At 49.5% G+C, this 23518-nt stretch carries 16 protein-coding genes; 8 read left to right on the forward strand and 8 right to left on the reverse strand.

The window, feature by feature from the left end; translation table 11 throughout:
- Positions 1–9: 9 nt before the first annotated feature.
- Positions 10–1335 (reverse strand): glycoside-pentoside-hexuronide (GPH):cation symporter, encoded by a 1326-nt coding sequence (locus tag NV375_RS01835; RefSeq protein ID WP_258806723.1) that lies wholly within the window; start codon positions 1333–1335, stop codon positions 10–12.
- Positions 1332–2693: a GH1 family beta-glucosidase gene (locus tag NV375_RS01840; RefSeq protein WP_258806724.1), complete on the reverse strand. Its 1362-nt coding sequence runs from the start codon at positions 2691–2693 to the stop codon at positions 1332–1334. The genes NV375_RS01835 and NV375_RS01840 overlap by 4 nt, the downstream gene beginning before the upstream one ends.
- A gap of 100 nt (positions 2694–2793) precedes the next feature.
- Here NV375_RS01840 and NV375_RS01845 point away from each other — a divergent pair, with 100 nt between their 5' ends.
- Both NV375_RS01845 and NV375_RS01850 read left to right on the forward strand, forming a co-directional pair.
- Complete coding sequence (locus NV375_RS01845) at positions 2794–4026, forward strand: sugar MFS transporter (RefSeq protein WP_258806725.1); 1233 nt, start codon at positions 2794–2796, stop codon at positions 4024–4026.
- A complete protein-coding gene (locus NV375_RS01850; protein ID WP_258806726.1) occupies positions 4026–6527 on the forward strand; it encodes an exo 1,3/1,4-beta-D-glucan glucohydrolase in 2502 nt (833 codons plus the stop codon). The genes NV375_RS01845 and NV375_RS01850 overlap by 1 nt, the downstream gene beginning before the upstream one ends.
- A gap of 98 nt (positions 6528–6625) precedes the next feature.
- Here the strand turns inward: NV375_RS01850 and NV375_RS01855 are convergent, their stop codons facing one another.
- From NV375_RS01855 to hexR, 4 genes are all read right to left on the reverse strand, one after another.
- Positions 6626–9601, reverse strand: coding sequence for a TonB-dependent receptor (locus tag NV375_RS01855; protein ID WP_405035453.1), 2976 nt, complete (start codon positions 9599–9601; stop codon positions 6626–6628).
- A 32-nt stretch (positions 9602–9633) separates the two neighbouring features.
- Complete coding sequence (locus NV375_RS01860; protein ID WP_258806728.1) at positions 9634–12270, reverse strand: glycoside hydrolase family 16 protein; 2637 nt, start codon at positions 12268–12270, stop codon at positions 9634–9636.
- A gap of 147 nt (positions 12271–12417) precedes the next feature.
- On the reverse strand, positions 12418–13479 hold the full coding sequence (gene gap, locus NV375_RS01865) for a type I glyceraldehyde-3-phosphate dehydrogenase (RefSeq protein WP_258806729.1): 1062 nt from the start codon (positions 13477–13479) through the stop codon (positions 12418–12420).
- Between the two features lie 2 nt (positions 13480–13481).
- Positions 13482–14342 (reverse strand): transcriptional regulator HexR, encoded by an 861-nt coding sequence (gene hexR, locus NV375_RS01870; RefSeq protein ID WP_258806730.1) that lies wholly within the window; start codon positions 14340–14342, stop codon positions 13482–13484.
- A gap of 125 nt (positions 14343–14467) precedes the next feature.
- Between hexR and zwf the strand changes: the two genes are divergently transcribed.
- Genes zwf through NV375_RS01895 form a run of 5 tightly spaced genes read left to right on the forward strand, consistent with a single transcriptional unit; the run spans position 14468 to position 20179 of the window.
- A complete protein-coding gene (gene zwf, locus NV375_RS01875; protein ID WP_258806731.1) occupies positions 14468–15943 on the forward strand; it encodes a glucose-6-phosphate dehydrogenase in 1476 nt (491 codons plus the stop codon).
- 53 nt (positions 15944–15996) lie between these two features.
- Positions 15997–16689, forward strand: coding sequence for a 6-phosphogluconolactonase (gene pgl, locus NV375_RS01880; RefSeq protein ID WP_258806732.1), 693 nt, complete (start codon positions 15997–15999; stop codon positions 16687–16689).
- A gap of 3 nt (positions 16690–16692) precedes the next feature.
- On the forward strand, positions 16693–18510 hold the full coding sequence (gene edd, locus NV375_RS01885; protein ID WP_258806733.1) for a phosphogluconate dehydratase: 1818 nt from the start codon (positions 16693–16695) through the stop codon (positions 18508–18510).
- 17 nt (positions 18511–18527) lie between these two features.
- On the forward strand, positions 18528–19523 hold the full coding sequence (glk, locus tag NV375_RS01890; protein ID WP_126770041.1) for a glucokinase: 996 nt from the start codon (positions 18528–18530) through the stop codon (positions 19521–19523).
- A gap of 8 nt (positions 19524–19531) precedes the next feature.
- A complete protein-coding gene (locus NV375_RS01895) occupies positions 19532–20179 on the forward strand; it encodes a bifunctional 4-hydroxy-2-oxoglutarate aldolase/2-dehydro-3-deoxy-phosphogluconate aldolase (RefSeq protein ID WP_258806734.1) in 648 nt (215 codons plus the stop codon).
- 61 nt (positions 20180–20240) lie between these two features.
- On the opposite strand, the gene NV375_RS01900 is transcribed toward NV375_RS01895, so the two are convergent.
- The gene (locus NV375_RS01900; protein WP_126770045.1) at positions 20241–20450 is read right to left on the reverse strand and encodes a cold-shock protein; all 210 of its coding nucleotides are present in this window, start codon (positions 20448–20450) and stop codon (positions 20241–20243) included.
- A 291-nt stretch (positions 20451–20741) separates the two neighbouring features.
- Between NV375_RS01900 and NV375_RS01905 the strand changes: the two genes are divergently transcribed.
- Positions 20742–21488: a hypothetical protein gene (locus tag NV375_RS01905; RefSeq protein ID WP_258806735.1), complete on the forward strand. Its 747-nt coding sequence runs from the start codon at positions 20742–20744 to the stop codon at positions 21486–21488.
- Here the strand turns inward: NV375_RS01905 and NV375_RS01910 are convergent.
- Positions 21485–23422 (reverse strand): acyl-CoA thioester hydrolase/BAAT C-terminal domain-containing protein, encoded by a 1938-nt coding sequence (locus tag NV375_RS01910; protein ID WP_258806736.1) that lies wholly within the window; start codon positions 23420–23422, stop codon positions 21485–21487. The genes NV375_RS01905 and NV375_RS01910 overlap by 4 nt on opposite strands.
- Between the last annotated feature and the right edge of the window lie 96 nt (positions 23423–23518).

Below are 23518 nucleotides of genomic sequence, written 5' to 3' on the forward strand. Positions count from 1 at the left end.
TTATTCTCGTTATGCACTTTGTTCTAATTCGCGGGCAATTTGTTGCACACGCGCACGGTTCAAAGTGTACCCGCGCATGACCCAAGCAACAAGCAGCGATGCTATGGCAGGTAACCAAGTGAAGGCGATCAGAATACCCAATTGGGTATGTTCGGTTTGCGCTTGTCCAGCTTGGTAGTTGTAAATAGCCAACCACCAGCCGGCAATAGCCCCACCAAGCGCGATGCCTATTTTAATAAAGAATACCACCGAAGCGTAGACCAAGCCGTTCGCTCGTAACCCTGACTCTCGCTGTCCAAAATCGACCACGTCGGCAATTTTAGCCCACAGCATCGGGGTCGCCATTTGTAGGAAAAAACTCCAGAAAAAATAAAGCACAATAGCTAAAGTTAACTGTGAAGCGGGCACAAAGAAGGCTGCTGCTGACAGTATCGCAGCGATAATTTGCAGGGCTTTATAGGCTTGTACTTTATCAATACGTCGCGTTAAAGGGTTGGCCAGCGCACAACCTAAAATATTGCCTACCATGCCAATCGACACAAACGTGGTAATCAAATCTTCGCGCATCAGATAATATTTGACGTAATAAATGGCAAGCGTGTTTTTAATCGCAATACCAATCAGCAATAAGACGGCGACAATTGCCAGTGTTCGTAATGCATCATTTTGCCAAAGTGTTTTAAGCCCTGAGCCGAAATTAAGCTGTTGATCGTGTGGCGGGTGGACGCGTTCCTTGGTGCCAGCAAAGCAGAGGAGAAACAACAATACGCCTAGTACGCTCATGGCTGCAATCGTTAACTGATAACCTTGCGCCTTGTTACCTTGCCCAAACCAATCGACCAAAGGGAGGGTGAGTAACGTGACAATGAGGCCGCCTAACATGCCAAAGACAAATCGATAGGATTGCACTGAGACGCGCTCGTCAGGATCTTTGGTCAACACACCGCCAAGGGCCGAGTAGGGGATGTTGATCGCCGTGTAGGCAAGCATCAGCAGCGTATAGGTCGCATAAGCGTACACTACTTTGCCGGTAGCGCCGAGATCCGGCGTAGTAAATGCTAAGATGCTGCAGACTGCGAAAGGAATAACGAGCCATAACAAGTAGGGGCGAAATTGCCCCCAGCGCGTATTTGTTTTGTCAGCGAGTAACCCCATAAGCGGGTCGGTGATCGCATCGATCAGGCGCACGACCAAAAACATGGTGCCGACCGTGCCAGCCGAAATGCCAAAGATATCAGTATAGAAAAAAGCGAGGAATAACATTACCGTTTGAAAAATCAGGTTACTTGCGGTGTCACCCAGCCCGTAAGCTACTTTTTCACGACGAGAAATCATACTGCGCCTACCGTTTGCAGTTGCGCCGCGCGATGACGCCAGAAGCTTTGCAGTGCTTTAGCGCTGTCTTTAAGTATGCGCTGTTGCGTGGCGTAGTCGACATAGACGATACCGAAGCGTTGCGTATAGCCTTCCGCCCATTCAAAGTTATCGAGTAAGCTCCAAGCAAAGTAGCCGCGCATATCGAGTCCTGCTTCAATACAGTTGTGAACCGCAAGTAGATGTTGCTGATAGTAATCGATTCTGGCTTCATCGTGTACTGCATTGTTGACTAATTTATCAGCAAAAGCTGCGCCGTTTTCAGTAATATAAATCGGTGGGAAGTTCGCGAAACTTCGCTTTAAGTCGATCAGCACTTCAGTAAGGCCTTGTGGGTAGATTTCCCAGCCCATGGTGGTCAACGGTGGAGTGGTGGGCGGCACATCTGAGAACCAGCCATTTTTCTCTCGGAAAACTGTGCGGGTGTAGTAATTGACGCCAAGAAAATCAATTGGTTGCGATATAAAGTCCATATCACCAGCGGAAATCGACGGCATGTCCTCTGCTTGCAAAGCATGACGCAAGTCAGGATAACTACCCGTTAGCAATGGCTGTAGATACCACAAGTTGTGATAGTTGTGAGCGAGTTTGGCGGCCGCAATGTCCTCAGGAGAATCGGTTGCCGCGAAACAGGGACTGAAATTAAGCACGATGCCATGTTCTGCTTGTGGCGCGTATTTGCGCAGCCGGGGAAGGGCAAGGCCATGAGCGAGTAATAAATAATGTGCCGCTTGGCGTCCTTGTTGACGGTTTTTCACGCCTGGTGCATGAATACCAGCTTCATAACTCAAATACGCACTACAAAACGGTTCATTCAAAGTGGCATAGCTCGCCACTTTATTACCCAAAGCTTTGGCCATAACTTCTGCGTAGTCAGCAAAGCGCTGGGCAGTTTCGCGATTTAACCAGCCGCCCTGATCTTGCAGATATTGCGGAAGGTCCCAGTGATAAAGTGTCACGTGCGGCGCAATACCTTTACTGTTCAGAGTATCCACTAAGTCGATATAAAACTGTAAACCGGTGTGGTTCACACTACCATCGGCATTTATCACGCGGCCCCAAGCCACTGAGAAGCGGTAGGCGTCAACGCCAAGGCTCGCAATCAATTCGACGTCGTCTCGCCAATGTTTCACATGTTCACAGGCGACTAGGCCATTTGACGCATCTTTTATGCGACCTGGTTCGGCGCAAAAGGTATCCCAAATGCTCGGCTCGCGATCATTAGCTGCGCCCTCAATTTGGAATGACGAAGTAGCTACGCCGAAGACGAAGTCTGAGGTAAGCATTTTTGAATGCTGTGGTAGGCTTATTTTTTTCATAAGGATTGCGAAACCGTCCAATTATGCTATAAATGAAAGCGCTTTCATCATAGGCCATAATTCGGCCTAAGGTCAAAAAATTATAACGATTGAGGCGATTATGACCCAACAGAACACGAATTACAGGTTTGCGTTGACTGCGCTGACCACACTTTTTTTCATGTGGGGCTTTATTACCTGCTTGAATGACATTCTTATTCCTTATTTACGCTTACTGTTTGATTTGAACTACGCGCAGTCGATGTTGATACAGTTCTGTTTCTTCGGCGCTTACTTTATTGTTTCTGTTCCGGCAGGGTACCTGATTGGTAAGATCGGCTACAAGTCGGGCATTGTTACCGGATTAATGATTGCCGGTGCGGGTTGTGTACTGTTCTATCCTGCCGCGCAAGCCGAAGTGTATGGTTTATTCTTACTTGCCTTGTTCGTGTTAGCTTCCGGGGTAACCATTTTGCAAGTAGCGGCGAATCCTTATGTGACGGTGCTTGGTAGCGAGAAAACCGCCTCAAGCCGGTTAACAATGACGCAAGCTTTTAATTCCCTTGGTACCACTGTTGCACCATTTTTTGGTGCGTGGCTGATTTTTGGCGGGGTGGCTGATCCGGAAGTTACCGGTGTCTCTAAAGACACGGTTAGCTTGCCTTACTTTATTTTGGCTGGTGCATTAGTGTTGATGGCTGTTATCTTCTTGCGCCTCAAACTACCTGACATGGGCAAAGTTGACCCAGCAATCGCATTACCGAAAGAAGGCTCAGCTTGGAAACAAAAACATTTGGTTCTGGGTGCGTTAGGTATTTTTGTTTATGTCGGCGCAGAAGTAGGTATCGGTAGCTTCTTGGCCATGTACATTGCAATGCCAGAGATCGGCGACATGAGTACCTCGAAAGCTTCGCATTATATTTCTTGGTACTTCGGTGGCGCTATGGTTGGACGCTTCTTAGGTGCGGCGATCATGCAAAAACTCAGCGGCAACCGCGTGTTAGCATTTAATGCAGTAGCGGCTGTGCTGTTAGTGGCAACCACAATGACGAGCTCTGGCACCTTAGCAATGTGGTCGTTGCTTTTTGTCGGGCTATGTAACTCAATCATGTTCCCAACTATTTTCAGTTTGGCGCTGCAGGATCTTGGGCAAAGTCGTGGTCAAGGCTCAGGCATTCTGTGTTTAGCGATTGTTGGTGGTGCAGTGGTGCCATTAGCACAAGGTTTTTTGGCCGACCAAGTGGGCGTACAAATGTCCTTCATCATTCCGCTATTGTGCTACGTGTACATCGCTTACTATGGCATGCGCGGCTACCAGCCACGAGCGCTTAAAGTGGCACAGGAGGCAGCATAATGGCACAGGGTCCATTCCCAAAGAAGTTACTTGCAGCAGCCATCGTTTTAGCTTTAGGTGGCTGCGCTGAACAAACAATCGAAGCGCCTAACGACGCAACGGCGGACGCTAATGCAATTTGGCCGAAAATTGAGTCGCCGGTTGTTTTAGACCAAACAACTGAAGCGCGTATCACTGAAATGCTCGAGCAAATGACGTTGGAGCAGAAAATCGCGCAAATGATCCAGCCGGAAATTCGGGATATCACCGTTGAGGACATGCGGCGCTACGGTTTTGGTTCGTACTTAAATGGTGGCGGCGCTTTCCCAAATAACGACAAATACGCGACGCCGCAAGACTGGATAGATTTGGCCGACGCGATGTATCAGGCTTCGGTTGATGACAGTCTGGATGGCTCGAGTATTCCTACAATGTGGGGTACCGATGCGGTGCACGGTCATAATAACGTTATTGGCGCCACGATTTTCCCACACAATATTGGCTTAGGGGCTGCGAATAATCCTGCGCTCATTGAACAAATTGCCCATGTTACAGCGCGTGAAGTGATGGCGACAGGTATTGACTGGGTGTTTGCACCAACGGTCGCTGCCGCCCAGGACTTGCGGTGGGGGCGTACCTATGAAAGTTACTCCGAAGATCCAGCCATAGTGCGTGATTATGCCGCGGCGATTGTCACTGGTTTACAAGGTAAAGTTGGCGAGAACTTTCTCGACGACCAGCATGTGATCAGCACGGTGAAACACTTTGTGGGTGACGGTGGTACCACTGCAGGCATCGATCAAGGTAATACCGAGGTTGATGAACAAACTTTGTTTGACGTGCATGCGCAAGGCTATGTAGGCGGCTTAAATGCCGGTGCACAAACCGTGATGGCAAGCTTTAATAGCTGGAATGATGAAAAAATCCATGGTCATGAATACCTGTTAACCGACGTATTAAAAGGCAAAATGGGTTTTGATGGCTTCGTAGTCGGCGACTGGAATGGTCATGGCCAAATTCCTGGCTGTACCAACCACGATTGTCCACAGGCCGCTAATGCTGGTCTTGATGTTTATATGGTACCAACCGATGCGTGGAAGCCCTTATATGAGAACTTGATTCAACAAGTTCGTGACGGTGTGATTGCGCAAAGCCGTGTGGATGATGCGGTGCGTCGTATATTACGGGTGAAGATGCGTGCTGGTTTATTTGATAAACCTAGCCCAGCCGAGCGTCCGTTAGCAGGACGTATGGATTTAATTGGTGCTGACGATCATCGTGCGGTAGCGCGTGAAGCTGTTCGCCAGTCGCTGGTGTTGTTGAAAAATGACGGGCAGTTACTACCGCTTGATCCTAGCCAGCGTATTTTGGTCGCGGGCTCAGGTGCTGATAACATTGGTCAGCAATCGGGTGGCTGGACGATTAGTTGGCAAGGTACCGGTAATACTAATGAAGATTTCCCCGGCGGGACCTCGATCTATCAAGGTCTTGCCGAGCAAGTAGCTGCCGCTGGCGGCGAAGCTATTCTCAGTGAAAGTGGCGAATTTACCACTAAACCAGATGTCGCCGTCGTCGTCTTCGGCGAGCAGCCGTATGCTGAAGGTAATGGTGACCTTGATAACCTTGATTATCAGCGTGGTAACGCGACTGACTTAGCGCTATTGCATAAGCTGAAAGAACAAGGTGTTCCGGTCGTGACCTTATTTATTTCTGGGCGGCCAATGTGGGTGAATCCAGAGCTCAATGCTTCTGACGCATTTATGGCAGTGTGGTTGCCAGGTAGTGAAGGGCAAGGTATTGCAGATGTAGTGCTGCGCAATGTTGACGGCACCGTGCAACATGACGTTACCGGTCGTTTGCCGTTTGCATGGCCAGCCGATCCTCAGGATAGCTCAGCACTGTTACCCGTAGGCGCAGGCCTGAGTTACGGTGATGAAGCGATTCTCTCGTCCGCTTTGAATGAGCAGTTGGCGAGTGAAGGCGAAGTTGACCCTCTTGTAGTGTTTGAGCGCGCGGTAAAGTCACCTTGGTTGCTTGAACTCCGCAGTGGCGAACAACGTGCCGCTGTGGAAAGCAGTATTCAAGAACTCGGCGCTATTCGTAGTGAAACCTTTGATGACCAAGTGCAAGAAGACGCACGGCAGTTCATGTTCAGTGGTGATGCGCTAGCAGCTTTTAATCTTGTTACGCCATTTCCACGCGATCTACGTGCTTATGACGCCGCAAATAGTGCCTTACAGGTGAGCTTGCGAGTTGATGCGCAGGTGCCGAATGATGTCGCTCTGAAGCTTTATTGTGGCGAACAATGTGGTGTGTCAGCTGCACTTAGCGAGACGCTGCAAGCATTGCCACAGGGTGAATGGCAGACGCTTGAATTCAGTGTTAAGTGTTTGCAAGAGCAGGGCTTTGACTTAGCGAAAGCCAGCGGTATTTTTGGTTTAAGTACGGCAAACGAATGGTCGGTAAGCTTCAACGACATTCGACTTGTCCCCACCACTGACAACGAAGCGCTCTGTCTCTAGCGCTTCTTTTTTACTTTGCTCGCAATAAAAAAAGCCCGCATAAAGCGGGCTTTTTCGTAGTTCCTTTTCCGTTTCGTTTCGTTTGCTCACCGTTGTGGTTAGAAGCTGTAACGCGCTCCAAACACATAACGGGGACCGTACTGGCGTGCGAAGAGGAACTGTTCTTCGTAGCGCCCGTACCCTTCTTCGGTCTCGTTCGTCAGGTTAATACCTTCCAAAAAGACCGTAAATTTATCGGTAACGTCATAGTTAATGCTCATGTCCCACTGGCCATAAGATTTGGCGAATTGTGGTGGCGCATCGGCTGAGCCTTGGGCCTGGCCAACACCAATGAGGTAACTATCACGCCACGCATAGGTGAGTTTCACTGACCAACCGTGGTCTTCGTAGAAGGCCTGTAGGTTGGCTGAGTCACTTAAACCTGTCAGTGGTGCTTGCTGAGTTAAGCTATCAACGTCAAATTTCACGTCACCGTCAACAACAGTGGCATTCACGCCAAAGCCAAAGCCTGACTCACCGAATAGGTGCTGTACTGCAACCTCAAAACCATCGACAGTTTTACTATCGGTATTTGACGGCTGGCTCACCTGCCAAACAATCAACGGATCGTCCGCAGCTGGCTCAATCACGCCTTCACCATTACCGAAGCCAAGTGCAATCATCTCGTCAAAAATGGCTGTACTGGTGGCTTGTTCACCGCGACCTTCTAGAGACGCGACTGCTTGTTGATAACGCGGTCCTTCGAAGATGTCACGAAGTCCATCAACAGTGATCTCGGTAATTGTGTTCTGAACAAAGTTGTCGACTTCCTTACGGAAGTAACCTACTGACGCATAGCTACCTGGAGCGTAATAGTACTCAAGGGCTAAATCGATATTGGTCGATTCGTACGGAAGTAGGTTAGGGTTACCTGTTGAACCTGAACGTGAACCCGGTTTCGGGCTACCACTTAACGAGCGACCGCCTGCTAATGCACCAAGTGGTGCCCGAGCGATGGTTTTGCCGGTTGAGAAACGGCCGACAAGCTCATCCGTAAATTCGACTTTAAGGTCGAGCATCGGTAGCAGCACATCATGTTCACCGGTTAAGGTGAGGAAGTTCACCTGATCCGTGGGTTCATACTGCATGATCCATTCAGATGCACTTACCCAGTTCACTTGACGCTCAACACGTTGTGCCACGTTGCTGGTAACGTCCGTTTGCTCATAACGTAAACCGAAGTTTAACTCGGCAGGGTAGCGGCCGATTTCAAACTCCCAATCCGACTGGATGAAGATTGCATCGGTCACTTCGCGCAGTGAATTGTTGCTGTCGATTCCGTCGAAGAACGGGTTCGGCATATAGGCGTCACTACCCATCAACTCTTCGGTCAGATACGCTGCTTGACGTGCGACAGCTTCGTCGTAGTCAAAAGTGTAGTAATAGTTGGTCAGCAAGTTGTTACCACCACCAGCAAACTGGTCTAGGAAATCGCCAGTGCGGTTGAGGGTAAACATGCCATCAGGGAAAATCTGTGTGAACGATGGATTAAAGCCAGGTCCACCACGCAAACCACTCCATGCGGTATAACCCGATAGATCCTGATCGGTGCGCGACAAACCAGCAGTAATCTTAACTAACGGCACATCAAAGGTATTGTAATTGTACCAATCACCTTTCAGCTGGTATTGCTTGACGTTCGATTCACCTTCGCGACGGAAGAATTGGCTGAAGTTCGAGTCGATTTCGCTCGGCGCAAGAACATTCGTACCGTTGTTCCAGTTGACCAACATTTGTGGAATGTCGCCGGTACGGAAGTCGTAGATCTTCGAACGCAGCTGGTCTGAGCCCAAGATCACTTGACCAAACATGCCGCTGCCAGGGTCAGCACCGTCGTCGGTCGAGTTGCTCGAATCGTGGGCGTCAAACCAGAGCCGCAAGTCGTCATTCACATCATAGGTGATATTCAGGCCAATCGACTTGGCTTTAACTTCGGTGGTGCCTTTTTCAGCCGTAAACGAAGCATCGTTACCAGCGATATCGGCGTATACCGCAGTACCGTTTTCGTCGAGTTCGTAGGCATTAATGTTGCCGCCGAATTCGTTCCAAATCCCCCAACCAAAGGCTTCACGGCCGGTGAGGGCACGGCTGGCGGTGTAATCGGTGGTAATCACCAGATCGTCCACCGGAGCGAATTGCAGGGTCAATTGTCCGTTCGTACGCTCTGTTGCTAGATCAGCAAAGCCATAGTTCATGTCTTTCGGGAAAAAGTGGTTACCAACGCGGTTACCTTCTTCGTCGATTGGGCGTGGGTCGATGACTTTACTTGGGTCAAGATCGTCGGGTAGACCTACGTTGGCCTGCCAGCCTTGAATATTGGCTTGCTGCACACGAAAATCACGGCGCGATTGAGAAACCGTGAAAGCAACACCGACGCGGTCGTCAGCAAAAGTATCACTGTAAATCGCGGCGATTTCAGGTGTTACGTCGTCACCAGTTTCGACCGAACTATCGTGAATGCCTTTTCCCATAACCGTAAAGTTTTGGCCTGGGCTTGCCAATGGACGACGGGTCACGATGTTGACCGTCGCACCTAAACCGCCACTAGGGGTCGCCGCGCGGGCAGTTTTATAAACTTCAAGCGAGCGAACACCTACCGATGAAAGGTTTTCTAAGTTGTACGAGCGGGTATAACCAGTGCCAGGCATTTGGCGCCCGTTAAGGGTCACCAAGTTAAAATCAGGGCCAAAACCACGTACGGTAATTTGGCTACCTTCGCCGTTCACGCGACTGACCGAAACACCGGTAATACGTTGTAAAGACTCCGCAAGGTTAGTGTCTGGGAACTTACCAATTTCTTCCGCAGAAATGGCGTCGACGACGCCATCGCTATTGCGTTTAAAATCGGTAGAGCGAGCAAGACTACCGCGGATACCGCGTACTTCTAAAACTTCGACATTCTCTTGCTGCGCTTGCTCTTGTTCGTTCTGATTCGCATCAGCCTCTTGCGCATAGAGCGGTGTCATCAAACCGGCGGTGAGAACTACTGACACAGCTGCCGCGACAGGGCTTTTCATAAACGTTGTTTTTTTCATTGTATTCATCGTCCGTTTTTGCGCTGTACGCGTTAAAAGTTAGCAATCTGCACGTTGTCGATTTGGTACACCACGCCTTGGCCAGTCCCCCAAGCAGGGAAGACCATAATAACGTTGATGTCACTGATATCGAGACCGGCGTCAAACAGCTCTTGCAACGGGAAGTTGTAACGCGCCCACTCACCAGCAACGGGTGCGGTATCGTAGTTACCTGACGCCAGTGGCAGTTCGACGGCAGTAGCTGCACCGGTAGATTCAACTTTAAAGAACCAATCGGTTGGGCCAGCGGAAGGCTGCGAAACAATACGCATATCAAAACTAATCGCACCATTCGCAACGAGTGGCGAGGCATCGTAACTTACGCCTTCGTCAGCTAAGAAACCAAGTACCGTCTCAGGCCAACCTGGGATTTCAAATTGAGCAACAGAACCGTACGGCGCATCAGCAGATACGATGCTAGGCTCGGTGCCAGCACAGCAGTCCCAAAGTGACCAGCCGCTCGCGATGTTATTTTCAAAAACGGTCAAACCGTCGTTACCAGCGCTTGGGTTATAGATGCGCGCTTCGTCGACACGGTAGACCGCGCCATCGCCCGTTCCCCAAGCTGGGAAAATCATGATGACGTCAATCGCCGAAACGTCGAGACCTAGGTCAGCGAGGTCTTGCAGGCCAAAAGTATAGGTCTGCCATTCACCTGTAGTAGGTGAGTTACCGGCATTGCCAGTGGCAAGATCTATTTCAACCGCGGTAGACGCGCCGTCACTTTCGATTTTGAACTTCCAAACCGCGTCTTGGCTGGCCGGTGGGTTGACGACTTTCATGTCGAATTGCACCACGCCTTCGATCAAAATGTCGCTGGCGTCAAACTGAATGCCACTGCCGTCGGCTGGTTTAAAGCCCATAACCGTTGGGGTTGCGCCGATTGAGAACTCCGCAACGGGGCCACGTTCTTCATCCGTCACGACTTCAGGAGTAGTACCGCCACAGCAGTCCCACAAAGGCCAATCAGGGTTTTCGGCATCACCGAACAGAACTAGCTCTGGTGATGGGCCTTCTGGTGCAGCAATTTCAACGTTATTGAGCAAGTATTCAGCGCCTTCACCGGTGCCCCATGCAGGGAACACCATAATGACGTCAATGGCCGACACGTCAAGACCAGCGTCTGCCAGTGCTTGCAACGGGTAAGTAACGGTTTGCCATTCGCCGGCGACCGGAGCTACGCCTTCTTCACTCGAGCTAATCGGTAGTTCAACCGCAGTCGAGCCTTCGTTACTTTCAACTTTGAACAACCAGGTTGTTGCCGCAGCAGGTTGCGATACAACTTTCAAGTCAAAAGAAATCGAGCCATTTTCAATAATTGGCGAGGCGTCAAACGGCGAAGGTTGGCCATTTGGGTCGGTGATAAATGCTGAACGTGAAACAAAGCCGTTAACCGTAGGCGTTGCACCAACCGTGAAACGATAGGATGGACCTTTTTCGGCATCATCTACGATTTCTGGAGTTGAACCACCACAGCAATCCCATGCAGGCCAGTTCGGATTAGGCGTGCCAGCGAAAATAGTAAGGTTTTCTGCAACACCGCTCGATGGTGGTGAGGGGATAGGCGCCTCGCCTTCAACCAGTGTTTCTTCGTCTTTGTAACCGGCGCGAATCGTTTCACAACCACGGCCAGTGTCTGGGTTAGCGGCACATTCATAAACACGGACGTAGTCAATTTCAAAGGTTTGTCCGTTCGCAAACGCTTCGGGGTCTACACCAAGCTCGTTCACGTTTTCTGGCCAAGTACCACCGACCGCAAGGTTCATGATCAGATGGAAGCGTTGGTCAAACGGCGCTTCGTTGTAGACCGTTTCGAGTTCACCGGTCGCTTGATCATAGAATTCAGCGAACCAGCCGCGATGACTTAAACCAACTGCCTCGCCTTTACTGTTGTAACGAACTTTTGACTCCATCTGTGTTTGATACAGATAGCCGTCAACGTACCAACGGATTTCTCCTTCCTGCCATTCGATGGTGTAGGTATGGAAGTCGTCAGCTGGGTTGGCACCGTCAGGTAGCGCATAAGCTTTACCTGATGAAGAATTTTGTGGCGCGTCGCGGCCATAGTGCAACGTACCGTAAACGTGAGCTTCAGGGTTGCCGTCAGCGTCAGCAGCTTTCAGGTTAACCGCTTCAACAATGTCAATCTCGCCTGACTTCGGCCATCCACCATAAACTTCATCGGTCGGGAACATCCAAACCGCAGGCCAAGAACCTTGTCCGAAAGGCATTTTCGCACGCACTTCGATACGGCCGTAGGTGAAGTCACCTTTATATTTGCTGTTTAACCGTGCCGAGGTGTAGGGTTTTTCTGCACCTTCTTCAGCGGGGAGGGCAACAATCTTAAGGGTATCATCGGAAACGAAGGCATTGTCTGAGCTGTCGGTGTAACACTGTTGCTCTTGATTGCCGCCGCCCGCGCAGTTCACTTCAAAGTTCCATTTATTGGTGTCGATACTTGAGCCAGAGAATTCATCGCTCCAGACAAGTTGCCAATCATCTACCGGAGCCGTTGTGTCGACGGCGTCAAAATCTGAAGTCGTTTTGACATCACCACCGCCACAGCCGACAAGGCCGAAGGTCAAAAAGAGCGCCGCAATGGGGCTCTTGGTTAGAGTTCTGTTAGACATAACTGAGTTCCTGGTTGATTACTCATGTTGTACTGCTTTTTATAATTATTAGCTTTTGATGCTTTTTTAAGCTGCTCTATGAAAGCGCTTTCATAACATAGAACAAGAAGTTTTTTGCGTCAATCACGAAAGCATAAATTTCCTTATTTAATTGTTAATGAGTACTGCGGAGTATTCGTCAGAGTTGCTCGGAGATGATTGCTGTGCTTGGCCTAGCCAGGTGAGGGTAGTGTCTAACATGCGTTGGCTAAAGCCCCACTCGTTGTCGTACCAAGCCATCACTTTAACCAAACGGCCACTCACACGCGTTTGACTTGCGTCAAAGACGGCAGAGCTTGGATTGTGATTAAAGTCTGTGGAAACTAATGGCAAGGTGTTGATGCCCAGTACTTTGCCTAAGTTACCCTGTGCAGCTTCGCGAATGATCTGGTTGACCTCTTCAACGCTGGTGTCGCGCTGTGCGATAAAGGATAAATCAACCAGTGAAACATTAGGTGTTGGTACGCGTACCGCAAGCCCATCAACTTTTCCCTGTAGTTCAGGAATAACAAGGCCTACAGCGGCTGCGGCGCCAGTCTTTGAAGGGATCATCGACAGTGCAGCTGCACGAGCCCGCTGTGGGTCGCTGTGGTAAGCATCGTTGAGGTTTTGATCATTGGTATAGGCATGCACAGTGGTCATAAGCCCGTTTTCAATACCGAGGGCGTCATGCAGAGGTTTTGCCACAGGAGCTAAGCAGTTTGTTGTGCATGAAGCGTTCGAAATCACGTCATGGCTATCATTTAATAAGTGCTCGTTGACGCCAAATACGATGGTGGCATCTGCGCCTTTCGCTGGTGCCGAAACTAACACTTTCCGCGCGCCAGCTTGCAAATGTAATGCCGCTTTGTCGCGCGCTGTAAACAAGCCGGTACACTCGAAGACCACGTCAATACCAAGTTGTTGCCACGGCAATTGGCTTGGGTCGCGTTCGCTAAGCATCTTTATTTCATGCCCCCCAATCCGCAAAGCGTCGTCATTGCTGGTGACTTCATAACCCAGTGGGCCGTGAACAGAGTCAAATTTCAGCAGGTGCGCGTGTACGTTAGGGTCTCCTAAGTCGTTGATCGCAACGATTTGGATTTGGCCGTCGAGCTTACGTTCAAGCCATGCGCGTACAATATTCTTACCGATACGCCCGAATCCATTAATGGCCATGCGAATAGTCATAATTACTCCTTATCTTTTATCGTTTTCTGGTAACGCGAATCACGTAAGCTGGCCTTAATGCGACGCAGCTTGTCGCGGAATGCAGGACCCTTGTCGAGGGTAAAACCGGTTACGAGTACATCAATGATGACCAATTGTGCGATGCGAGAAGCCATTGGCATGTAAACGTCGGTGTCTTCAGGAACCTGAGTTGAAAGCACGATGTTGCTTTCTCGTGCTAATGGACTATCGGCGGCGGTTAAGCCGATAACGGTGGCGTCGCTCGCTTTCGCTAGTGCAGCAACTTCGCACAGCGCCTTGGTGCGACCAGTGTGACTAATAAAGATCAGTACATCGCCAGCCTTGGCGTTGATCGCCGCCATCCGTTGCATCAATACGTCGTCGGAGAACTGCACGGGCGTTTCGAAGCGAAGAAATTTGTTGTGGGCATCGTGGGCTACGGAAGCCGACGCACCTAAGCCGAAAAAGGCAATCTTCTGGGCCTGGTTAAGTGCGTCAATCGCCTGCTGTAAGCCTTCGTTGTCAACGTGATTACGCGTGACGTTAAGCGCCGCCATGGTGGATTCAAAAATCTTGGCGGTATAGTCGGCGAGGGTGTCATTTTGTTCCACATGGCGATTGACGTAGGGCGTACCCTTGACCAAGCTTTGCGCAAGTAGCAGCTTAAAATCAGGGTAACCTTTAGCCCCCATGGTACGGCAAAATCGATTGACTGTGGGTTCGCTAACGTCTGCTTGTTCTGCCAAACTTGCTATGCTTTGGTGAATAGCCGACTGCGGGTCGGCCAGGATAACTTGGGCGACCTTACGTTCAGACTTACTAAGTTCAAGTAAGCTGTGCTGCAACTGTTCGAGAAGATTCATAGCTTAATCCTAGTCCATTTTGTAATTAAATTACATTTTATTGGATTTTATAGCAATAGATTGCTAGCATCTTCGTCAAATTGTTGGAAAATTACAAAATAAACGACCCATTAAAGAGGTAGCCAATGACCACATCCGCAGCTTGTTGCGATTTGATTCTATTCGGAACCTTAGGTGATCTTGCCCGTCGCAAGTTGTTGCCAGCGCTTTACCAGTTAGAAAAATCGGGCTTATTGCACGCAAAAGCGCGAGTGGTGGGTGTGGCGCGTGATGCCATGGATGATGATGCTTATCGCCAACAAGTCCACGCGAGCTTGCAAAAGTTTATGACCAAAGAAGCTGTGGATGATGCGGTTTGGGAACGCTTTGCGGCAAAACTAAACTACTGCCATGTGGACTTGCAAAATATCGATGCGTATCAGGCCATCGCCGACGTAGTGCAAGTTACCGAAGGGCGTACACCGATTAGTTACCTGGCAACGCCGCCGCAGTTGTTTTCTACCATTTGCGACGGCTTAAGTAGTATCGGTCTAACTCAGCAACCCGCACGGGTGGTGCTCGAGAAACCTTTAGGTGAAGACTTACCATCCTCGTGCGCGATCAATAAGCAAGTCGGCGAATACTTTGACGAATCTCAGGTTTACCGAATTGATCACTACCTTGGTAAAGAAACGGTACTGAATTTATTAGCGCTGCGCTTTGCCAATTCGATTTTTTCGGATCAGTGGAACCACAACACGATTGACCACATTCAGATCACCGCTGCAGAACAGGTGGGTGTTGAAGGGCGTTGGAGTTATTATGATGATGCTGGACAATTGCGCGATATGGTACAAAACCATTTATTGCAAGTGCTGTCATTGATTGCGATGGAACCCCCAACGCGCTTAGATACCGAAAATATTCGCGAAGAAAAGCTAAAAGTTCTCCGTTCGCTACGTCCGGTGACGCCAGAAAACGTGCAAGATGATACCGTGCGCGGGCAATACACAGCAGGGTTTGTGGGCGACAGCAAAGTGCCCGGTTACCTTGAAGAAGAGGGCGCGCGTCCACAAAGCTCCACCGAAACCTTCGTGGCGCTCAAAGCTCGCATCGATAACTGGCGTTGGTCGGGGGTACCGTTTTACTTACGCACGGGCAAACGTATGCCCGAGAAGCGCACCGAAGTCGTTATTACCTTTAAGCGGCAGCCGCACAACATTTTTCATGAGAGCCTAAGCCAGCTTCCGCCAAACCGTTTGATTATTCGCTTGCAACCCGATGAGGGTGTTGAAATTCAAATGATGAATAAGGTCCCTGGGCTTGGTAAGCAAATGCAACTTAAGCCGACGACGTTGGATCTAAGTTTTTATGAGACCTTTGAGAACAAGCGTATTGCTGATGCCTATGAACGCCTGTTACTTGAGGCTATTCAAGGCAACCAATACTTGTTCGTGTCGCGCGAAGAGGTAGAACACGCCTGGCGTTGGATCGACGGCATTCGCGATGCATGGGCGCATTTAGGTGAATTGCCGAAGAGTTATCAAGCTGGAACATGGGGGCCGGTCGCCTCAGTAACCTTACTCGCGCAAGATGGCCGTGAGTGGGACGACGACGCGTAATTGAAGCAGCGCATCAGCGGCAACAAAATACAACGTAGTAAATGAGATAAACCATGACTGTTGCAGTAAAGAAATTTCACCATGATAGTGACTTAATTGATCAGTTCTCACGGCAGCTTTGTCGTGAACTTGAGCATGCAGTAGCCGAGCGCGGGCACGCTTATCTAGTAGTATCTGGCGGTCGAACGCCGGTACCGTTGTTTGAGCGACTGAGTAAACAAGTGCTGCCATGGCCGCAAATAACGATTGTGTTGGCCGATGAACGGTGGTTACCGGCAACTGATGCACAAAGTAACGAGCGTTTAGTACGCCAACATCTCTTACAACACCAAGCAGCGGCGGCTAACTTTATTAGTTTATTGACCGATGCGAGCGATGCACACCAAGCCGTTACCGCGGTCAATCAACGGTTGGCGGACTTACCACGCTTTGACGTGGTGATTTTAGGTATGGGCGAAGACGGTCACACAGCTTCGCTGTTTCCCTGCAGTGCGGAACTTGCGCATGCGCTTTCGACTGCTGATTCGGTGGCTGCGGTAACCCCTACAACAGCACCGCATCAACGTATGTCTTTAAGTTTGGCGCGTTTGCTCGACAGTCGTCACATTTATTTTCATCTTTCCGGAACGAACAAGGCAGCTGTCCTTGAGCAGGCGATGCAGCCTGAAGCTGATTTTCCAGTAAGTCGTTTTTTGCAGCAACAGCAAGTTCCGGTTGAGGTTATGCTGGCAGTGCCAGAGGAGTAAATTATGCATCCCGTTATTGAGCGCGTTACCCAACGGATCGAAGAACGCAGTGCAGCAGATCGTCAGCGCTATCTTGAGCATATGGCTGCAGCGCGCAGCAAAGGTCCCCATCGCGGGGCGTTGTCATGTGGCAATCTGGCACATGGTTTTGCCGCTTGTGGTAAAGAAGATAAAGGTGAACTGCGGAGTTTAACGAAAGCGAATATCGGCATCGTAACTGCCTATAACGACATGCTTTCAGCACATCAGCCGTACCATGATTATCCGGATAAGCTTAAAGCCGCAATTCGTGAAGTAGGTAGTGTTGCACAAGTCGCCGGTGGCGTTCCCGCTATGTGTGACGGTGTAACGCAGGGCCAACCAGGCATGGAACTTAGTCTTATTAGTCGTGACGTGATCGCCATGGCCACCGCGGTAAGCTTGTCACATAACATGTTTGACGGCGGTTTAATGCTTGGCATTTGCGACAAGATCGTTCCCGGCTTATTGATCGCAGCCCTGCGGTTTGGCCACTTACCCTTCGTGTTTGTTCCTGCAGGGCCGATGCCGTCAGGAATCACCAATAAAGAAAAAGCCCGTGTACGAGAACTTTATGCGGAAGGAAAAGTTAGCAAGGACGATTTATTAGAGGCCGAAGCAGCGTCTTATCATAGCCCAGGTACCTGCACCTTTTATGGCACCGCTAATTCAAATCAATTGGTGGTCGAAATCATGGGCTTACAGTTGCCTGGTTCGTCCTTTGTGAATCCGGGGAGTGAACTTCGTGAGGCCTTGACGCGCGTTGCGGGCCAGCAAGTAACGCGGATTACTGATTTGGGTGCAGATTACACTCCGATCAGTGAAATTGTGACCGCCAAGAGTATTGTGAATGGCCTCGTTGGTTTGTTAGCCACCGGTGGCTCAACGAATCACACCATGCACTTGATTGCGATAGCACGGGCAGCAGGTTATCGGATTGACTGGGACGATTTTGCCGAAATTTCCAGCGTAACACCTTTGGTAACACGTATTTATCCAAATGGCGATGCCGATATTAACCATTTTCAACGCGCTGGCGGGATGGCCTTTTTAGTGCGCACGTTACTCGATGCAGGTCTCCTGCATGAAGATGTAAAAACGGTCGCAGGCCCAGGCTTACGTCGGTACACGCAAAAACCAGAACTCGAAAATGGCAAAGTAGTATGGCGTGATGGACCAACGGAATCACACGATACGGATGTTTTACGCGGTGCCGATGCACCGTTTAGCAGCCATGGTGGGCTTGCCGTTTTGGCGGGGAACCTTGGCCGCGCGGTAATGAAGACGTCAGCGATTCCGGAAGGGACGGAAATGATTACCGCACCGGCGGTGGTGATGTCGAGTCAACACGAGCTGGAACAACGCTTTAAGGCTGGCGAATTGAATCGCGATTGTGTGGTCGTGGTGCGTTTTCAAGGGCCACAGGCGATTGGCATGCCCGAATTACATAAATTGACTCCGCCGCTTGGGGTTCTCCAAAAACGCGGTTATAAAGTTGCATTGGTTACTGACGGTCGCATGTCAGGCGCATCTGGTAAGGTGCCAGCGGCCATTCACGTAACACCGGAGGCTGTCGATGGCGGCGTAATTGGTAAGATTCAAGACGGCGATCTGGTGCGTCTTGATGCGCTAAACGGCACCTTAGATGTGTTGGTGGAGAGTGACGAGTTGGCACAACGTCCGCAAGCGACGCTTGATCTTAGTGATAGCCACCAAGGTATGGGACGTGAACTTTTCGGGGTGTTCCGCGCGAACTATAGTGGTGCCGAAGAGGGCGCTTGTGTACTGTTTTCAGACCAATAAAAACAAGAAGAAGCAACATGGTAAATGAAACTGAGACCCTACCAACTGATACCTGTGCCGTGGTGGCGGACATTGGGGGGACCAATGCACGTTTTTGCCGAATCAACTTGACGACCTTTGAACTCGATCGAGTGCAGGTATTTGCTTGTGCGGATTACCCGACGTTAACCGACGTTATGACTGCATACAGTCGTGAGCAAGATGTGCCTTTAGAACATGTCGCCATTGCGATTGCCTGCCCGGTGGATTCCGATGAAATTAACATGACAAATCATCATTGGCAGTTCTCAATTCGCGGCGTACGTAAATCGATGGGTTTGAAAACCTTTAAAGTGTTGAATGACTTTGCTGCGGCAGCCATGAGTATCGTGACTTTACAACCACACGAACTTAAGCAAATTGGCGGCGGTAAAATAACGCCCAAAGCGCCAAAAGCGGTGCTTGGTGCGGGCACTGGGCTTGGTGTCGGCCATTTAATTACGATGCCCGATGGGAGCGTAATGCCGCTACCGGGCGAGGGTGGTCACGTTGATTGGGCACCTACCAATGAGAAAGAATGGGCGATTCATCGTTTTATCCATAATCGGGTCGGGCGGGTTTCGGCCGAGCGAGTGTTATCGGGACCGGGGTTGGAAACTTTGTATTTAGCGCTAGCGGATTATCATGGACGCAACGTGGTGCCTTTGAGTGCGGCGAAAATTGGTCAGCGAGCGCTAAGTGGCATCGATACTTTGGCGCTTGAAACCGTAAATCAATTTTTTGCGAGCTTAGGTAGTTTTGCTGGCAACTTGGCGTTAAACCTGAATACCTATGGCGGCGTTTATATTGCCGGCGGCGTGGTACCAAAGTTGATGCAACTTATGGCGACATCAAATTTTCGTGCACGTTTTGAACATAAAGGACGTTTTTGCCAAGTTGCCGAAGCCATCCCGTGTTTTGTGATCACTGCTGAGCATGCGGGCTTGCGCGGCGTGGGGCAGTACCTTAAACAATCGTTGCAACAGTCTAAATAGAGGTAGCTATGAGTTTTCCCCATTGGCAGTTGGCCCCAGCGGACTTATTTAAACTTAGTCCTGTAGTACCCGTTATGGTCATCGAACGTCTGGAAGATGCGGTACCTATGGCTGAAGCATTGTTGGCCGCGGGCATCCCCATTCTTGAAGTAACCTTGCGGACACCGATAGCGTTAGCTGCGATCGAGCGTTTACGAGAAAAGTTACCGCGTGCTGTTGTTGGCGCAGGAACCGTAACGACGCCGGAAGAGTTGGCACAAGTCAAAGCTGCAGGTGCACAATTTGCCATCAGCCCCGGCATTACCACTAATTTGCTCAAGGCTGGAGCGCGCGGCAACGTGCCACTGATCCCCGGTGTAGCAACGATTTCGGAATTGATGACCGCGAAAGAATTTGGTTATACACATTTGAAGTTTTTTCCCGCTGAAGCTGCAGGAGGCTGTGCGATGCTGAAGTCGATAGCGGGGCCGTTCCCAGAAATTACTTTTTGTCCAACGGGTGGTATTCATCAAGGCAATTACCATGATTATTTGGCGTTACCGAATGTTCATTGTGTTGGTGGCTCATGGATTTTGCCGAAACCCGCGATTGACGCGAAAAATTGGCAAGCTGTAGAAGAAGCCGCAGCAACAGCTGTCGCCAAGGCCAAGAAGTAAATTCAAGACATAAAAAAAGAGCGAACCTAGGTTCGCTCTTTCTTAAAATTTTCGTTGGCGATTAAATCGCTACGATGTTCTCAGCTTGTGGACCTTTAGGGCCTTGAGTGATTGAGAACGATACGCTTTGGCCTTCAGCTAAGGTTTTGAAACCGTTGCCTGAGATAGCGCTAAAGTGAGCGAATACGTCCGCGCCACCTTGCTGCTCGATGAAACCAAAACCTTTTGCTTCGTTAAACCATTTAACAACGCCAGTTACTGTATTAGACATAATAGTCATCCTATATAGATTTGTTGTGCGCAAAGGTTCATGACCTTGACGCGATCATGCGGGTAAAAAATGGAGATTTAAAACTACAGGACGAGGACTTACTACTAATAAAGCGTCGTAAAGGAGGTTTATCTTTCAAATTCTTATCCAACGCCGCCCACAATACGCTCATTCCTAGCGAAGTCAAACTATATCGTGATTTATTTTCAATCAGTGGTTGCACAGTTGAGTTTGCGTTTTCTGAAAACTTTTTCTAGTTTTAGTCGGAATAACAAAAACAGGGAGATCGCTATGGTGGGAACCAATTCGAAACATTCGTATTTTTTTATTTTAATTTCGTTCTTTTTTCTTGCGCTCGCAGTTCTTGGATTTTTCGCCAGCTTTCTACGTGGGCTCGAAGAGGGCTTGACCAATCTACCATGGATACTCCATGTCCACGCATTATCTATGATGGGTTGGCTGACATTGGTAATTCTGCAAGCGTTGCTAATTTTAAAAGGCAAGTTAACTTGGCATTACGGTCTCGCCGGTGCCGGCTTTGTGCTGATAACTATTGTTATAGTGACCGGACTAGGGCTCTCAACCAATTCTTTATTTTTAGACGTGCCAGCTGAAGTAAAGCCGATTATTTATCGTTTATTTGGTCTTACCATCACTTCGATTATTCAAATTCTAGTGTTTTATTTAGCGGCGATGATAGCGGTACGTTTTTCGAGGCAAGCACACAAACGACTCATTATTTTTGTGTCATTTTTAATACTCGATGCGGCTTTCTTTAGGATGACCTGGTTGCCGGGGATGAACGGCGCAAGCGGGCCTATTTGGCCTTTACATCTCTATCACCTGTTAGCTCTCACACCACTTTTTTTGTTTGATTTAAGAACGCTGGGTAAGTTACATCCGGCAACCCTTTATGGCACCTTGTTTATTGTTGTGGTGAAAGCATTCTCTGTTTGGATCTGGAATAGTGAAACATGGCTGATGGGAGCTGCTCAGATGGAAAAAAGCATAGGCTCATGGTGGACGCCACTTTACTAGAGTGGCGGCTCTTGCCGCGCGCTCCAAATGCCACCAATGATGCGATACAGATTCTGTTGATCAAAGTTGTAATCGGATTCGGTGGCCACACGATGCACAAATACTAGGTCTGAGGCAGGGTAGACGCCGAGCATGTGGATGCCGACACCCGTGTGATAGAACGACTTTGTCGCACGTTCCTCGTTGGGGTTGATGACGTTCCAAAGCATACCGTAGCCAAAGTCCATGTAGGAATTCGTTACCGAATACGACGTTGTGCTTTTTTCAATCCAGTCAGCGCTGATAAGTTGCTGACCATGCCAATCGCCACTGTTTGCGTATAGCTGGCCGTAGAGTGCCATATCATAGGCGCTCATGCGCATGTGGTAGGCAGGGTACTTGGATTTTTCGGGCTCGTAATAATAAAAACCGTCAACCTTGAGCTTCGAAATATTGGTGTCTTCACTGATGGTGGTGTAGTTGCCTTGGTAATCCAACATGCCAAGAGGCTTAGCGATCTCGCGAGCGAACGCTTCATAGATGTTCTCACCGGTGAGCTTTTCGAAAATAGCGCCGGCGGTGTTGAAGTCCCAATTGTTGTAGACGTAATGCTCGTCGGGTTTTTTGCTGTGGCGTTCAGGCATGGCCGCTAGCATTGCTGCATTGGTTGCTGCCGAAGGATGATAAACACCGCTTCTCGATTTTAAAAGGTGACGTACGGTCGCCGATTTTTCGGTGTCCGTTAAGCCATGAATGTCGTCAATTTCAAGCTCGGCAAGGGTTTTATCTAAATCGATAACACCGCGCTCAACATAGATGCCATACAATGAGTTCAGCATCGCTTTGCGAATTGAGTGCATGGTGTGTTTTCTGTGAATATTGCCGAACTCAAAGGCAATTTTGCCATTCTCCATTAGCACCATGGAGGAGCTACCCGCTTGCTTTACGGTCTCACGTAATTCGTCGAGTTTCGCTTGGTCGAACTTGCTTTCTTCTGGTCTGCTCCGGCACACTGGGGCTTTGAAGAGCTCGACCATTGCCTTGAGTGATGCATCTTGGGCGGATTGATTTGCTGTTGGATTGCCGCCAAGCGCAATGGTTGTGCCACTTGGTGCTGTTACCTCGGTTATGGTGTTAGGTGCACCCGGCGCAATGACGTGACCTGCGTCTTTAAAGTACAAGGCCTGTACCTTGCTCGGTTGCTGGGCTTTAGCGAATTGCTGTTCTAGTGTTTTTGCCATTTCGGCGGAGGGCCATAACTGATCATCAGTGCCCGCCAGCAACAGAACTTGGCCCGCGATCGCCGTCACGGGGATGCGTGCAGCGTCTGCATCTGCGTGTTGAAGATCCTTGCGGAAGTAGTCGACACCGACAAACTTAGTTACGTCATAGTTTGGGTTAGAGTGTCGAGGTACATAACTCATTGGCTCGCCTTTCAACGTCCAAGCTGCGCTAGTATTTCCAGCACCTCCCCACACGTGCGAACTAGGTGAAAGTGCGGCAATGGGTGCGAAATTAGAATTATGTGCACCTAGCAACAATGCTAGTTCCGCGCCGCGAGAGCTTCCCACAACACCGATTTGTCCGCATTGATTACGGGTGAGCTGCGGGTGTTGGTCAATAAAATTTACGGCATGGGTGAAGTACTCAAGTGGTATTTTGTTTAGCGTGGTAGGTAAGCCGTCAACGCTAAAATAAGCCAAAGCGAGCGCCGCAATACCATTTTCGGCGAGCTGCTCAGCGGTGGCTGCTGCACTTTGATAGCCACCATCAGAACCTCCTAAAACGATGACTGTCGATGATGGTTCATTGGTTTTAGGGGCTACGAGCAGGGCTTGAATTTCATCGGTTGTGATTTTTTTCACTAATAAATGGCTCGGATAGCCTTTTTCGCCACAACCACTAATGGCGGTGAAGCTTAGTAGAAGAGCGATGACCGTTACAATACGACGCATAATTTTGTTCTTTTAGTGTTTGGCTTACTTTGGTCATTAAAGAGATTAATTAGTGCCGTTACAAGTCGCTGAATGCAAACAAATATTTCAACGAGC

Source organism: Pseudidiomarina sp. CB1, from assembly GCF_024752025.1.
GTDB lineage: Bacteria > Pseudomonadota > Gammaproteobacteria > Enterobacterales > Alteromonadaceae > Pseudidiomarina.

Coding starts and splice junctions, on each gene's coding strand:
- NV375_RS01835 (WP_258806723.1), bottom strand. CDS start 1,335: ATGATTTCTCGTCGTGAAAAAGTAGCTTACGGGCTGGGTGACACCGCA.
- NV375_RS01840 (WP_258806724.1), bottom strand. CDS start 2,693: ATGAAAAAAATAAGCCTACCACAGCATTCAAAAATGCTTACCTCAGAC.
- NV375_RS01845 (WP_258806725.1), top strand. CDS start 2,794: ATGACCCAACAGAACACGAATTACAGGTTTGCGTTGACTGCGCTGACC.
- NV375_RS01850 (WP_258806726.1), top strand. CDS start 4,026: ATGGCACAGGGTCCATTCCCAAAGAAGTTACTTGCAGCAGCCATCGTT.
- NV375_RS01855 (WP_405035453.1), bottom strand. CDS start 9,601: ATGAAAAAAACAACGTTTATGAAAAGCCCTGTCGCGGCAGCTGTGTCA.
- NV375_RS01860 (WP_258806728.1), bottom strand. CDS start 12,270: ATGTCTAACAGAACTCTAACCAAGAGCCCCATTGCGGCGCTCTTTTTG.
- gap (WP_258806729.1), bottom strand. CDS start 13,479: ATGACTATTCGCATGGCCATTAATGGATTCGGGCGTATCGGTAAGAAT.
- hexR (WP_258806730.1), bottom strand. CDS start 14,342: ATGAATCTTCTCGAACAGTTGCAGCACAGCTTACTTGAACTTAGTAAG.
- zwf (WP_258806731.1), top strand. CDS start 14,468: ATGACCACATCCGCAGCTTGTTGCGATTTGATTCTATTCGGAACCTTA.
- pgl (WP_258806732.1), top strand. CDS start 15,997: ATGACTGTTGCAGTAAAGAAATTTCACCATGATAGTGACTTAATTGAT.
- edd (WP_258806733.1), top strand. CDS start 16,693: ATGCATCCCGTTATTGAGCGCGTTACCCAACGGATCGAAGAACGCAGT.
- glk (WP_126770041.1), top strand. CDS start 18,528: ATGGTAAATGAAACTGAGACCCTACCAACTGATACCTGTGCCGTGGTG.
- NV375_RS01895 (WP_258806734.1), top strand. CDS start 19,532: ATGAGTTTTCCCCATTGGCAGTTGGCCCCAGCGGACTTATTTAAACTT.
- NV375_RS01900 (WP_126770045.1), bottom strand. CDS start 20,450: ATGTCTAATACAGTAACTGGCGTTGTTAAATGGTTTAACGAAGCAAAA.
- NV375_RS01905 (WP_258806735.1), top strand. CDS start 20,742: ATGGTGGGAACCAATTCGAAACATTCGTATTTTTTTATTTTAATTTCG.
- NV375_RS01910 (WP_258806736.1), bottom strand. CDS start 23,422: ATGCGTCGTATTGTAACGGTCATCGCTCTTCTACTAAGCTTCACCGCC.